The following is a 13,766-nucleotide window of genomic DNA, read 5'->3' as shown; positions in this document are numbered from 1 at the left end:
GCTCAGGCCTCCAGGTCGCTCGGGCTGGACAGGGTGCCGCGGATCGCGGTCGCCGCGGCGACGAGCGGCGACACCAGATGCGTGCGTCCTCCCTTGCCCTGGCGTCCTTCGAAGTTGCGGTTCGAGGTCGACGCGCAGCGCTCCCCCGGTGCGAGCTGATCGGGATTCATGCCGAGGCACATCGAGCAGCCCGCGAACCGCCACTCCGCCCCGAAGTCCTTGATGACCTGGTCGAGCCCCTCGGCTTCGGCCTCGAGCCGCACGCGGGCGGACCCGGGCACCACCATGACGCGCACCCCGTCGGCCTTCTTCTTGCCCTGGATGACGGAGGCGAACGCGCGGAGGTCCTCGATGCGGCTGTTCGTGCACGACCCCATGAACACCGCGTCGACGGGAACCTCCTTGAGCGGGGTGCCGGGCGTGAGGTCCATGTATTCGAGCGCTCGCTCGGCCGCGGCGCGCTCGTTCGGGTCGGCGATCTCCGCCGGGTTCGGGACGGATGCCGAGAGCGACGACCCCTGTCCGGGGTTGGTGCCCCAGGTCACGAACGGCTCGAGCTCGTCGGCGTCGATGAAGACCTCGGCGTCGAACTCGGCGCCCTCGTCGGTCGGCAGCGTGCGCCAGTACGCGACGGCATCCTCCCAATCCTGACCCTTCGGCGCGTGCGGCCGGCCTTCGAGGTAGGCGAAGGTCGTCTCGTCGGGGGCGACCATTCCGGCACGCGCGCCCGCCTCGATCGACATGTTGCAGATCGTCATGCGCCCCTCCATCGAGAGGGCGCGGATCGCGCTGCCGCGGTACTCGAGAACGTAGCCCTGACCGCCGCCGGTGCCGATCTTCGCGATCACGGCGAGGATGATGTCCTTCGCCGTCACACCGGGGCGCAGGGTTCCCTCGACGGTGATCGCCATCGTCTTGAACGGCTTCAGCGGCAGCGTCTGGGTCGCCATGACGTGCTCGACCTCGCTCGTTCCGATGCCGAACGCCATCGCGCCGAAGGCGCCGTGGGTCGACGTGTGAGAGTCGCCGCAGACGACGGTGATGCCGGGCATCGTCAGCCCGAGCTGCGGGCCCACGACGTGCACGATGCCCTGCTCGGCGTCCCCGAGCGAGTGGAGACGGACGCCGAACTCCGCGGCGTTGCGCCGCAGCGTCTCGATCTGGGTGCGACTGGTGAGGTCGGCGATGGGCTTGTCGATCTCCCACGTCGGCGTGTTGTGGTCCTCGGTGGCGATCGTCAGGTCGAGTCGGCGCAGCGGCCGGCCCTCGCTGCGCAGACCGTCGAAGGCCTGCGGGCTCGTGACCTCGTGAACGAGGTGCAGGTCGATGTAGATGAGGTCGGGTTCACCGTTCTCGCCCTTGACGACGAGGTGGTCGTCCCAGACCTTCTCGGCGAGGGTTCTCCGGCGTGCGGCATCGGCACCTGATGCGGGCGTGTTCATGGCTGTTCTCCTGAAGATGGCGGGTCGGCCCACGATGGACTCCGCGACGAGGAGGGGCTCAGAACGAGGTCTCGTCGCGGCCGCTAAGAAGAAGGAGCACGGTCCGCATGACGTCAGATTACCACCGCTGAGACACGCGCCGACGCCGCGTGACACTCTGATGCTCACCGCAACGACCTGGAAGGCATACGTATGACCGTCGACTCCGCCCGCTTCGCCACCCGCGCGGTGCACGCTGCCAGGGGACGCGAGTCGGCGGCGTCGAGGGCGACGCCGATCTACCTCACGGCCGGGTTCGAGTTCGAGGACTTCGACCACGCCGCCGACCACTTCGGCACCGGCGCGGGTTTCGGGTACACGCGAACCGGCAATCCCACGGTGCGCGCCGTCGAACGTCAGATGGCCGCGCTCGAGTCGGGCGCCGACGCCCTGCTGGTCGCGAGCGGGCAGGCCGCGGTCGCGACCGCTCTGCTCACCGTCGCGGGCGCCGGAGACCACATCGTCGCCTCGACCCACATCTACGAGGGCACCCGCGGACTCTTCCTCGACAACCTCGCTCGACTCGGCATCGAGGTCACCTTCATCGACCGCTCCGCCGACCCGGCGGAGTGGCGCGGTGCGGTGCGGCCGAACACGCGCGCCTTCTTCGCCGAGTCCCTCGCCAACGCCCGCAACGATGTGCTCGACGTGGCGGCGATCAGCGGCGTCGCCGACGAGCATGCGGTCCCGCTGATCGTCGACAACACTCTGGCCACGCCGGCTCTGCTGCGTCCGCTCGAGCACGGCGCCGCGATCGTGGTGCATTCCGCGTCGAAGTTCCTCGCGGGGCACGGCTCGGTCCTCGGCGGGGTCGTCGTCGACGACGGGCGCTTCGACGCCGAGCGCGCCGGCCACAACGCGCCGCATCTCGTGCTGCCGGGTCGCGATGGCGCTCCGAGCCTGTGGACTCGTCACGGCGGACGCGCGCGGATCGCGTACGCCCGCGAATCGGTCGCTCCCCGCTTCGGCGCTTCGCCCTCGCCGCTCAACGCCTTCCTCATCGGACAGGGCGCCGAGACCCTGGGTCTGCGCGTCGAGCGCCAGTCGCGCAACGCACTCGAGGTCGCGCGCTGGCTGGAGGCGCACGACGACGTCGAGAGCGTCGACTACGCGGGCCTGCCGTCGCACCGCGATCACGCGACAGCGGTGCGCTATCTCGACGGCGGCTTCGGGTCGATCTTCACTGTCACGCTCCGCGGCGGCCTCGCCGCCGCCCGTCGGTTCGTCGAGCACGTCCGCGTCTTCACGCACATGACGCACATCGGCGACGTGCGGTCGCTGGTGCTGCATCCGGGAACGACCAGCCATGCGCAGCGCACCGACGAGGAGCGCCGGATCCTCGGCGTCGGTCCGGGCACGCTGCGCCTCTCGATCGGCATCGAAGACGTCGCCGATCTCGTCGCCGACCTGGCCACGGCACTCGACGCCGCGCGTCAGCCGCTCGACGAGACGCTGCACGAGCCCCTTCAGGGGTCGGCGGCATGAGCCGGCCGCAGCACTTCGGGTGGTTCCTCGCCCGCGGCTTCGGGCCGCAGGGCTGGGGCTATCCGTCTCTCGACTGGGACTACGACTGGACCGCGCCGGGTATCTATCAGGAGGCGGCGCGCACCCTCGAGCAGGCCGGGTTCGATCTGGTCATCATCGAAGACGCTCCCTCGCTCGGTTCCCCGTCGACGATCGACCTGCGGATCCGCCACGCGTTCGGTGGCCCCAAGCACGACCCGCTGCTGCTGGCGCCCTACCTCTTCCAGGCGACCCGTCATCTCGGCGTGGTGCCGACGGTCAACCCGGCCGCACTCCTCCCCTACACCGCGGCGCGGCAGTTCTCGACCCTTCAGCACCTCAGCGGTCATCGCCTCGGACTGAACGTCGTGACCGACACGGGGAGCGCCCGTCATTTCTCCGACGCACCGCAGCTCGGCCACGACGAGGCATACGACCGGGCGGAGGAGTGGCTGAGCGGCATCCGCTCGCTCTGGCGCAGCTGGGACGACGGCGCGCTGGTGGCCGACCGCGACACGGGCGTCTACGCCGACGGGTCGCGGCTCCGACCGGTGCGGCACCGTGGCGAGCACTACGCGTTCGACGGCCCGTTGAACGCGATCCCGTTCACCGACGGCGAGCCCGCGATCGTGTCACCCGGCGGCTCGGGCCGTGGCCTCGGGTTCGCGGGGGCGAACTCCGACGTCCAGCTCGCGCTCGCGCCGCTGCACGAAGCCTCGGTGCGCGCGTACCGGGCGAAGATCCATGAGGCGGCCGTGGCGGCGGGACGCCGTCCCGACGACATCACGATCCTCTTCGCCATCCAGCCCGTCATCACCTCGTCGGCCGAGGAGGCCGATCGCATCGTGGCCGCGTCGAGGGAACCCGACGAATCGGCTCTCGTGCAGATCGCGCGCAAGCAGTCCAGCGACCTCGAGACCGACCTGACGTCGCTCGACCTCGACCAGCCGCTCGACCTGTCGATCTTCGGAGCGCACGTCTCGCGGGGAAGCATCCAGCGGCTCGTGGGCGACCGCGGGGAGGACGCGCCGCTGCGCGCGCACCTGACCGCTCTCGCCCGCGCCGGTCGCATGTCGGACCGCAGCGGCTTCGTCGGCACCGCCGAGGAGTTCGCCGACCTGATCGACGAGCTCGGCGACTGGGGGAACGACGGCGTGCTCCTGTGGGGCGACTTCCATCCGGTCACCCTTCATCGCACGCTCGACGAGCTGGTGCCCGTGCTGCGCCGCCGCGGCATCCTTCGTCGTGACTTCGTCGACGGCGGCCTGCAGGCGAACCTCCGCGCGTTCTGAACGCCTCGACGCCCGCTCACCAGCCGTGCGAGCCCGGCACGCCCTTGAACGGCCCGACGACCCACGACGTCACCCATCCGCCGTAGAACCCGCCGGGCTGAGGCGTGACCGCCTCTCCCCCGACCGTGCACTCGTCCATCGGTCCGGCGTAGACGGCGACCCGATCGGCCAGGACGTCGAAGCCCGGCTCAGGGTGAGGGTAGTTCCATGCTGCCCCCGGTCTCACCGTGCTCCCGCCTCGCACGTCGAAGTACCGGGCGGCGCCCTTGAACTCGCAGAACGATGCGCCGGTGGCGTCGAGGAGCGCACCCGTCGCGAAGTCGGCCAGCGGAAGGTAGTAGACCGGCGGGTGGCTCGTCTCGAGCACGCGAACGGCATCACGGGAATCGGCGATGACCTCACCGCCCAGACGAATCGTCACCCGCTTCGGCACCGGCTCGACCCGCGGCGGTCGCGGGTAGTCCCAGACGGACTCCTGCCCTGCCGCGGGGACGAAGGGCCGGGGTCTGCGCATCTCCTCAGCGTACGTCGCGGGGTGTTGACTGGGGGCATGTCCGCGCGACCGATGTTCCCGCTCGGCTCTGTGCTCTTCCCGCACACGCCGCTGCCGCTCCGCGTGTTCGAGCCGCGATACCTCACGATGATCGGTCGCCTCCTCGACGACGACGATCCGCGCTTCGGCGTCGTGCTCATCGAGCGCGGACACGAGGTCGGCGGCGGCGACCGGCGCAGCGGCACCGGCACGATGGCCCGGCTCGTCAGTGTCTCCGCCGGCGCGGAGGTCGTGCACGCGGTGGTGGTGGGCACCGAGCGCTTCTCGGTGGACGAATGGTTCGACGACGCCCCCTACCCCCGCGCCGAGATCACCCCGCTGCCCGACCTCACCTGGAACGACGCGCTGACGCCGCTGCGCACCGAAGCCGAGGCCATCGTGCGTCGGGCTCTCGCGCGCGCGCCCGAGGCGCGATGGGATGCCCGCACCGAGCTCTCCGACGAGCCGCTCGCCGCCGCCTGGCAGCTCGCCGCGATCGCGCCGCTCGGCGAGTACGACCGGTACGCCCTTCTGCGGTCGACCACCACGGGAGGACTGCTGCGGCAGGTGATCGATCTCACGCTCGAGGCGGAGCTCGTCTGGTGATGCTCCGCCGACCGCGGCGGAGCGCCGGCGTCACTCGACGGTCGGCGTCGCCCCGGCGGCGCGCTTCTCGCGAGACGAGGCGATGAGGCTCGCGATGGTGGCGACGGTCATCGACGCGAGGATCACGCCGAGCGAGACCATGTTGTCGATGTCGGGCACCCACTCGACGTGCTCGCCGCCGTTGATGAAGGGCAGCTCGTTGACGTGCAGCGCGTGCAGGATGAGCTTGACGCCGATGAATCCGAGGATGACGGCGATCCCGTAGTGCAGGTACCGGAGCCGGTCGAGGAGATCGCCCAGCAGGAAGTAGAGCTGACGCAGACCCATCAGCGCGAAGATGTTCGCGGCGAACACCAGGAAGCCGTTCGTGGTGATCTCGAAGATGGCGGGGATCGAGTCGATCGCGAAGATCAGGTCGGTGACGCCGATGGTGATGAACACGATGACCATCGGGGTGAACATCCGCTTGCCGTCGACGGTCGTTCGCAGCTTGGCGCCGTCGTACCCCTCGCTGATGTCGATGCGTCGGCGGAGCAGGCGCACGACGAAGTTCTCGCGCTTGACCTCGTCTTCATGCTCGCCCTCGGGCATGGCCTGCTTGATCGCCGTCCACACGAGGAACGCGCCGAAGATGTAGAAGATCGGCGAGAAGTGCTCGATGATCGTGACGCCCACGAGGATGAACGCGCCGCGGAGGACCAGGGCGATGATGATGCCGACCATCAGCACCTGCTGCTGCAGCCGTCGCGGCACCGCGAACTGGGCCATGATCAGCACGAACACGAAGAGGTTGTCGATGGACAGGCTGTACTCCAGCGCCCAGCCCGTGATGAAGTCGCCCGCGTTCCGCCATCCCCCGACGTTGCCGAGCAGCACCGCGAACAGCAGGGCAAGACCGACGTAGAAGACGACCCAGAGCGTGGATTCCTTCGTCGACGGGATGTGCGGGCGCAGCCGGATCAGAAGGAGGTCGCCGATCAGGATGATCGACAGCGCGACCATCGAGGTGATCTCGAACCAGAGGGGGATTTCCACGGGGTGCAATGCTACCGGAGCGGAGGTCGTCCGGACGCGGCTCGCGGATTCTGAGACGATGAGGCCTGCGCCGACACCTCCCTGGTGAGAGACACCGAACGGAAACAGGATGCCCGAGCTGACGACTGATCAGAGCTGGGCCGCGGCGGCCGCGGCGGGAGACGAGCGCGCCTTCCGCGCGCTGTATCGCGCCCACGTGCGACCGGTCTACTGGATCGCCCACGGCATCCTCGCCTCGCCGGCCGACGCCGAGGACGTGACCCAGGAGACGTTCGTCGTCGCATGGCGGAAGCTTCCGATGCTCGAGCTGCAGGGCGCATCGATCCTCCCCTGGCTGGCGACCATCTGCCGGCTCCAGGCCGCCAACCGTCTGCGTCAGCGCCGCCGCGACCAGGCGCACACCATCGATGCCGGGGATGACGAGCTCGTCGACACGGTCAGCGTGGAGGAGCAGGTCATCACCGCCGACCTGGCGGAGCGGATCGCCGCGGCGGTGGGCACGCTGGGCGAGCTCGACCGGGAGATCTTCCGGCTGTGCGCCGCGGAGGGCTACGCCTACGAGGCGGCCGCGCAGGAGCTGGGCGTGAGTCACGCCGTCGTTCGGAATCGTCTCTCCCGAGTGCGCAGTCGTCTGCGCAGCACCGTGAGGGAAAGGAGAGACGCATGAACGACCAGGACACCGGCCGAGGGCTTCCCGAGCTCTCGCAGCAGACCATCGATCGCATCGAGGACTCGGTCTTCGCCGCGATCAGCGACGAACGCCCGGGGGCGCGATCTGTCGCGACACGTGCGCGCACACGTCGACGGCGCTGGCTGACGGGCGTGGGCATCGCCGCCGCCTTCGCTCTGGGGGTTCTGGTGACTCCCCCGATCCTCACTGCGGTCGACGGCTCTTCGATGACGGCGGCGGATGGGGGCGGCAGTGCGGTGGACTCGAGCGCGCTCGCGCCCGATCGCAGCGTCGTCCAGCTGCCGGATGGCTCATCGCAGGAGATCGCCGACGCCCCCGCCCTCGTGGGCGGCGACGCCGGCGCCGCCGATCGCGAGGTCGTCGCCACGGCGCGCGCGAGCGTGCAGGTGACCAGCATCACGGATGCCGCGGCGGCGGTGTCGGCCCTCGCCGAGGAGCGCGGCGGCTATGTCGAGAGCACCGAGATCGGCGCCGTGCCCGTCGTCGACGCCACCTCGGAGCCTGTGCCGTCGACCGCGGGTACGGGATGGGTCAGCATCCGCGTCCCGTCGGCCGAGCTCGCCGAGGTGATCGACGAGCTCGACGACACCGGCGACGTCATCTCCTCATCGATCTCGCGACAGGACGTGACGGCGACCGCGATCGACCTGCGCGCGCGGGTCGAGGCCACGCGCGCATCGGTGACGCGTCTCACCGAGCTCATGGCGCAGTCGGCCTCGGTGTCGGACCTGATCGAGGCCGAGGTGGCGCTGACCGACCGTCAGGCCCAGCTCGAGTCGTGGGAGCAGCAGCTCGCCGCGCTCGAGGATCAGATCGAGATGTCGACGCTGCAGGTCGAGCTCACTCGCGCCGCCGCGCCGACGTCCGCTGATCCGGCGGGGTTCGGCGACGGCCTGCTCGCCGGGTGGAACGGTCTCGTGGTCTCGCTCAACGCGCTGGTCGTCGCCGTCGGATTCGTCCTCCCCTGGCTCGCGATCGCGGCACTCCTCATCGCCGTCGTGTGGCTGATCCGTCGTTCGCGACGCGGCCGCACGGCACCGGCGGCCGCGACGACGAGGGAGCCGCGCGACCCCACCGAGTGACGTCGGCTCGACGCCCGAGAGCCGCGGGATTCCCGGATATACAAGAACTCTTGTGAGATGGCCATCCCCGGCCTAGCGTTCTCGTCGTGGAAGACATCTCCGTGATCACGGCCGTGCACCATCCGCTGCGCCGACGCATCTACGATTACCTGCTGCTGTACGGCACGTCGAAGGTGACCACGCTCGCCCGCGCCCTCGAGAGTCAGGTCGGCAGCATCAGCCACCATCTGCGGATGCTGGAACGCGCCGGCGTCGTCGAGCGCGTTCCCGATCACGACGGCGACGGGCGCACCAGCTGGTGGCGCGCCGAGCGGCGGGGACTCAGCTGGTCGACCGACGACTTCGCCGACTCCCCGGCCGACGCGCTCCTGGCCCGGGAGGCGCAGCGACAGGGCATCCGTCTGCAGTTCGAGCGACTGCAGCGATGGCATCGCAACCGCGCCGACCCCGCCTACGCCGACTACGACGGCTACAGCAGCGACACCACCGCGTGGGCGACCCCGGAGGAGCTGAACGACCTGTCGGACCGCCTGCAAAGCGCGGTACGCGAGTGGCAGGCCTCGATCGACACCGATGACGGCCGCGATCGCACACCGGTGTTCCTCTTCACCCACGCCTTCCCGAGCGTGCCCTGATGGCCGTCGCCGAACCCGTCCTGCTGGTCGAGCCTCCGCCGTTCCGCCGTGACCGTCGTGTGCACGCGTGGATCGGGGTCAAGGCGGTGTCCGACGCCGGCGACGCGCTGTGGACGATCGCGCTGGCCTGGACGGCGGTGCAGATCGCCTCACCCGCGGTCGCCGGACTCATCGTGGCCGCGGGCACGGTTCCCCGCGCCGCCGTACTGCTGTTCGGGGGCGTGCTCGCCGATCGTGCCGACGCGCGGCGTGTGATGCTGGTCTGCAACGTCGTCCGCGTCGGAGTCCTCGTCGCAGCGACGATCTGGGTTCTCGCGACACCGCCGACAGCCGGCGTGCTGCTGTCGGCCGCGATCGCGTTCGGCGTGTGCGACGCGTTCTACGAGCCGTCCGCAGGCACGATGGCGCGGCAGCTCGTGCGCCCCGCCGACCTTCCCGCCTATGGCGCGGCCGCGCAGACGGCCTCGCGACTGGGAACGATGGGCGGCGCCGCCGTCGGAGGCGTGATCGTGGCGCACGCGGGCCTCGCGGGGAGCGCATCGGTGAACGCGCTGACCTTCGCCACCGTGGTGGCCTTCATCGCCATCTGGCTGCGCCCCCGATATCGTCTCGCTCGCGCCGAGAAGGAGCACGCGCTGCGCGGCATCGCCCGTGGCTTCGGCCATCTCTCCACCCACCTCACGACGCGGACGCTGGTGCTCGCGCTGTCGGGGCTGAACCTCGCCGTCGGTCCCGCGGTGGGGATCGGTCTGGCGCTCCGCGCGCACGACGAGGGCTGGGGCGCGCCCGCCGTCGGTCTGTTCGAGGCTCTGCTCGGCCTCGGGGCGGCCCTCGGAGCGGTGTCGGTCGCGCGGTGGCGGCCGCGACACGAGGCCCGCGCCGGCTTCGGCGCGCTCGTGGTGCAGGGCGCCGCGATCGTCGCGCTGGGATTCGGGTGGGTCTGGACGGTGTCGCTCTCGGCGTTCGTCGTCGGTGCGACGGCCGGCTACGCCTCGGTGCTCCTCAGCGCTACGTTCTCGGCTACCGTCGACACCGCCTACCTCGGGCGGATGAGCTCGATCACGCGCCTCGGCGACGACTGCCTGATGCCCCTCGCGATGGCGGGTTTCGGCGCCCTCGCCTCTGCGACGGCCTTATGGGTCCCCTTCGCGCTCTACGGCCTCGCGATGCTCGGAGTCATGGCGGTGCCCCTGAGCAGTCGCACGTTCCGGCGGATGTCGCTCCGACAAGAGAGTCGTCGGCACGAGCCGTGCCGCCGCTGCGCTTCCTGATCATCGGAGGCCTGCTCGGCATCGAGCCGGTGCCGGTGGGCGGATACGGGGTGGGACAGGAGCTGTCCGGCATCCCCGACATCGCCTTCGTCTGGTCGTTCGCGCAGCAGGTGGGTTTGTTCCTCGCGCTCCTCGGCACACAGGGTCGCGCTGCGGCTGACGGGCGCCGTCGCTCGTGTCGCGACGACCGAGGCGCTCGGATCCTCACCCGGAACGACGGAAGCCCCCGGCGGACCGGGGGCTTCCTGATGTCGTGTGACCCCAGCGGGATTCGAACCCGCGTTACCGCCGTGAGAGGGCGGCGTACTAGGCCGCTATACGATGGGGCCGTCTGGGGAGCGTTTCCGTCCCGCGACAACCGTTCAAGTATGCCATGGCGATAAAGGCTCCGCCAAATCGAGCCGAGCCCGCCGCGTTCCCGGGCGTGGCGCCGGGAGGAACCGTTTGCCGCGCGACGTTCGAAGGAGTTGACTCGTGTCATGCGCCTGACGAAGTTCGAACATGCCACACTCCGCATCGACCGCAACGACGAGACCCTGCTGATCGATCCGGGCTCCTTCACCACCCCCCTCACCGGGCTCGCCGGGCTCGTCGGAGTGGTGCTGACCCACGAGCACCCCGATCACTGGACGCCGGACCATCTCGACCGCATCCTCCGCGACGCGCCCGGCACGCCGATCTTCGCCCCGTCGGGCGTGGCCCGCGCCGCCGAGGGGTACGACATCACCGTCGTCGCGCCCGGAGACACGGTGACCGCCGGCGGCTTCACCCTCCGGTTCTTCGGCGGCACGCACGAGGTCATCCACTCGTCCCTGCCGGTCGTCGACAACGTCGGCGTGCTCGTCGACGACGAGCTCTATTACCCGGGCGACTCCTATGCCGTGCCGGAGGGCGTGGAGGTCCGCACGCTCGCCGCGCCGCTCGGTGCGCCGTGGCTGAAGATCGGCGACGCCATGGACTACGTCCTCGCCGTCGCTCCGCGCCGGGCGTTCGGCACGCATGACATGACCCTGTCGGTCATCGGCCGGAACATGCATCGACAGCGCCTGCAGTGGGCGACCGAGCAGGGCGGCGGCGAGTTCCTCGCCCTCGAGCCCGGCGACGGCGTCGACCTCTGAGGCATCCTCCGATCAGCGACCGGCGCCGCCGCGCAGGCGCAGAGACCTGGACAGGTGGTCCCGCTGTTCGATCACCAGCCGTCGCAGGGCCGGCGCAGCATCCCGATTCCCCTCCAGCCAGGCGTCGACGAGATCGAGAGACCCGCTCTCGGGGAACAGGCCCACGACGAGGCGGCGCGCCAGCTCGATGCTCCGCGACTCCCACGCGCCTCTGATCCGGAGGAAGTAGTCCTCGTCGAACCGTTCCACGAGATCGCGTCGCCCGCCGGCGCGGAAACCGGCGATCTCGGCGTCGAGGTGGTCGTTGGTGAGGGATTCGTCGGTCCAGGCCGCCGTCCAGGCGGCCGCCCGCACGGCGGGATCGGGTCGAGCGGCCAGCGCTCCCCGTGCGGCGGATCGTCCGCTTCCCGTGTCGTCGCGCTCGAGTTCTGCAGCGACGTCGTCGGCGTCGGCCTGCCCCGTGGTGACCAGCGCCGTGAGGAACTGCCACCGCAGGTCGGGGTCGACCACGAGCCCCTCGGGAACGCGGCCGTCGAGGATCCCCCGCACCTCCTCCCCCCGGCTGTCGTCGAACGCCGACGCGCCCGCGAAGGCCCTCGCCCAGGAGAGCTGCGCATCGCTGCCGGCGTCCGCCGAGTGCAGCGCCTGCCAGGTCGCATCCGTCCACGCCCGCTGCTCGACGGGCCGTCGCGCATCGTCGACGAAGTGCTGCAGTGCGTAGGCGGCGTTCACGAGCGTCGCCGAGAGCAGTCCGCCGTTGCCCTCCGCCGGCGCGTGCGCACGAACGATCGCGAGGTAGCGGGCGACGTCGATGTCGCCGTCGCGCGTGGCGTTCCACAGCGCCGACCAGACGAGGGCGCGGGCCAGCGGATCCTCGACGGCGGAGAGGGAAGCCTCGACGGTGCGAAGCGAGCGCTCGTCGAGCAGCGCTTTGGCATAGGTGAGGTCGTCGTCGTTGAGGAGCACGAGGTCGGCGTCGGGCAGGTCGAGCTCGGTCCGCTCGCCGACGATGTCGAGCTCGACCTGATCGCGCCGGCGGATCCGTCCGTCGACGAGGTCGTACGACCCGATGCGCAGGCGGTGCGGCCGCGGATCCGACTGCACGACGGCGGCGCGGCCCTCATCGATCTCGAGCCGCAGCGTCGAGACGCCCGAGGTCTGCAGCCAGGCCGCGGACCAGTCGCGCATGTCGCGGTCCGACACCGCGCTCAGCTCGACGAGGAAGTCGTCGAGAGTGGTGTTGCCGAAGGCGTTCGCGGCGAAGTACCGCCGCCCACCCTCGAAGAACGCATCGTCGCCGACGAACGCGACCAGCTGCTTGAGCACGGCGGCGCCCTTGGCGTAGGTGATGCCGTCGAAGTTCAGCTTCGCCGCCTCGAGGTCGGGGATGTCGGCGACGATCGGATGCGTCGTCGGGAGCTGATCCTGCGTGTACGCCCAGCTCTTTCGCTTGCCCGCGAAGGTCACCCAGGCGTCGTGGAAGCGCGTGGCGACCGCTGAGGCATGAGCACCCATGTAGTCGGCGAACGACTCCTTCAGCCACAGGTCGTCCCACCACCTCATGGTGACGAGGTCGCCGAACCACATGTGCGCCATCTCGTGCAGGATGGTGTTCGCCCGCGCCGCCCGCTGCGCTTCGGTCGACGCTCCGCGCGAGATGTGAGCCTCGGTGAAGGTGACGAGCCCGGGGTTCTCCATCGCGCCCAGATTGTACTCCGGCACGAAGATCTGATCGTACTTGCCCCACGGATAGGGGAAGGCGAACGCGTCGGTGAAGAAGTCGAGCCCCTGACGGGTCACCTCGAGGATCTCGTCGGCATCGAGGTGGTGGGCCAGCGAGCGGCGCACGAAGACGCCGAGAGGGACCCGCTGCTCATCGCGCCGCCACTCCCCCTCCACCCGGGTGTACGGGCCTGCGGCGACGGCGGTGATGTAGCTGGAGATCGGGAGCGTCGGGGCGAACTCCACGCGCTGCACGCCCAGGCCGTTGTCGATCCGCGAGGGCGCCTGGTTCGACAGCACCTCCCAGCCGGCGGGAGCGTCGACCACGAAGGTGTACGCCGCCTTCATGTCGGGCTGCTCGAAGCAGGCCATGACCCGGCGGGCGTCGGCCGGCTCGTACTGGGTGTACAGGTACGTCTCGTCGTCAGCCGGATCGTGGAAGCGGTGCAGCCCCTCACCCGACCGGCTGTAGGCGCCCACCGCTTCGATGCGCACCGTGTTCATCGCGGCGAGACCGGTGAGCGCGATGCGCGCCCCGTCGTAGTCGATCTCGCGCTCCTCGCCGTTGACCACCACCGCGAGCACCTCCTCGCCGATGAAGTCCAGCCAGGTCGCGTCGACGGTCGCGTCGAAGTCGAGCGTGGTCGTCGTGGGAAAGCCACTGCGCGCGCGCTCGGGCGCCCCGGTCAGGTCGAGTTCGACGCGGATGCTGCGCACGGTGACGGCCGCGGATCGCGCGGCCGTCTCGTGTCGGCTGAGGTTGGCGGTGTCCATGGATCCATCCTTCCACCCGGTCGT

The 13,766-nt window shown here is 70.3% G+C and carries 12 protein-coding genes and 1 tRNA gene; 8 read left to right on the top strand and 5 right to left on the bottom strand.

The features are described 5' to 3' along the window. Window positions 1–2: 2 nt before the first annotated feature. On the bottom strand, window positions 3–1,442 hold the full coding sequence (gene leuC, locus AB3M90_RS04875) for a 3-isopropylmalate dehydratase large subunit (RefSeq protein WP_412950306.1): 1,440 nt from the start codon (window positions 1,440–1,442) through the stop codon (window positions 3–5). 192 nt (window positions 1,443–1,634) lie between these two features. Between leuC and AB3M90_RS04870 the strand changes: the two genes are divergently transcribed. Then, window positions 1,635–2,966, top strand: coding sequence for an O-acetylhomoserine aminocarboxypropyltransferase/cysteine synthase family protein (locus AB3M90_RS04870; protein WP_412950305.1), 1,332 nt, complete (start codon window positions 1,635–1,637; stop codon window positions 2,964–2,966). Next, the gene (locus AB3M90_RS04865; protein ID WP_412950304.1) at window positions 2,963–4,276 is read left to right on the top strand and encodes an LLM class flavin-dependent oxidoreductase; all 1,314 of its coding nucleotides are present in this window, start codon (window positions 2,963–2,965) and stop codon (window positions 4,274–4,276) included. Before AB3M90_RS04870 ends, AB3M90_RS04865 begins: the two co-directional genes overlap by 4 nt. A gap of 16 nt (window positions 4,277–4,292) precedes the next feature. Here AB3M90_RS04865 and AB3M90_RS04860 read toward each other — a convergent pair whose 3' ends face one another. After that, on the bottom strand, window positions 4,293–4,790 hold the full coding sequence (locus AB3M90_RS04860; protein WP_412950302.1) for a DUF427 domain-containing protein: 498 nt from the start codon (window positions 4,788–4,790) through the stop codon (window positions 4,293–4,295). Between the two features lie 36 nt (window positions 4,791–4,826). On the opposite strand from AB3M90_RS04860, the gene AB3M90_RS04855 reads away from it, so the two are divergent. Beyond that, window positions 4,827–5,414, top strand: a complete 588-nt coding sequence (locus tag AB3M90_RS04855) for an LON peptidase substrate-binding domain-containing protein (RefSeq protein ID WP_412950301.1) — start codon at window positions 4,827–4,829, stop codon at window positions 5,412–5,414. Between the two features lie 30 nt (window positions 5,415–5,444). Here the strand turns inward: AB3M90_RS04855 and AB3M90_RS04850 are convergent, their stop codons facing one another. Next, window positions 5,445–6,449: a TerC/Alx family metal homeostasis membrane protein gene (locus AB3M90_RS04850; protein WP_412950299.1), complete on the bottom strand. Its 1,005-nt coding sequence runs from the start codon at window positions 6,447–6,449 to the stop codon at window positions 5,445–5,447. Between the two features lie 109 nt (window positions 6,450–6,558). Between AB3M90_RS04850 and AB3M90_RS04845 the strand changes: the two genes are divergently transcribed. The 4 genes from AB3M90_RS04845 to AB3M90_RS04830 all read left to right on the top strand — a co-directional run bounded on the left by AB3M90_RS04845 (window position 6,559) and on the right by AB3M90_RS04830 (window position 10,128). Next, a complete protein-coding gene (locus tag AB3M90_RS04845) occupies window positions 6,559–7,116 on the top strand; it encodes an RNA polymerase sigma factor (RefSeq protein ID WP_412950297.1) in 558 nt (185 codons plus the stop codon). After that, entirely contained in the window at window positions 7,113–8,222 is a 1,110-nt protein-coding gene (locus AB3M90_RS04840; RefSeq protein WP_412950295.1) for a DUF4349 domain-containing protein, read from the top strand. The genes AB3M90_RS04845 and AB3M90_RS04840 overlap by 4 nt, the downstream gene beginning before the upstream one ends. Window positions 8,223–8,308: 86 nt before the next feature. Next, complete coding sequence (locus AB3M90_RS04835; protein ID WP_412950292.1) at window positions 8,309–8,857, top strand: ArsR/SmtB family transcription factor; 549 nt, start codon at window positions 8,309–8,311, stop codon at window positions 8,855–8,857. Then, window positions 8,857–10,128, top strand: a complete 1,272-nt coding sequence (locus AB3M90_RS04830; RefSeq protein ID WP_412950291.1) for an MFS transporter — start codon at window positions 8,857–8,859, stop codon at window positions 10,126–10,128. Before AB3M90_RS04835 ends, AB3M90_RS04830 begins: the two co-directional genes overlap by 1 nt. Before the next feature lie 256 nt (window positions 10,129–10,384). Here the strand turns inward: AB3M90_RS04830 and AB3M90_RS04825 are convergent. Next, window positions 10,385–10,457 (bottom strand) — tRNA-Glu (locus AB3M90_RS04825). A gap of 150 nt (window positions 10,458–10,607) precedes the next feature. Here AB3M90_RS04825 and AB3M90_RS04820 point away from each other — a divergent pair. Beyond that, window positions 10,608–11,246: an MBL fold metallo-hydrolase gene (locus AB3M90_RS04820; RefSeq protein WP_412950289.1), complete on the top strand. Its 639-nt coding sequence runs from the start codon at window positions 10,608–10,610 to the stop codon at window positions 11,244–11,246. 12 nt (window positions 11,247–11,258) lie between these two features. Here the strand turns inward: AB3M90_RS04820 and pepN are convergent, their stop codons facing one another. Further along, a complete protein-coding gene (gene pepN / locus AB3M90_RS04815) occupies window positions 11,259–13,742 on the bottom strand; it encodes an aminopeptidase N (protein ID WP_412950288.1) in 2,484 nt (827 codons plus the stop codon). Window positions 13,743–13,766 lie beyond the last annotated feature (24 nt).

The organism is Microbacterium martis, from assembly GCF_047246685.1.
Lineage (GTDB): Bacteria > Actinomycetota > Actinomycetes > Actinomycetales > Microbacteriaceae > Microbacterium.
Note: the sequence above shows the minus strand (reverse complement) of the source record. Positions and strands in the feature narration are given on the sequence as shown.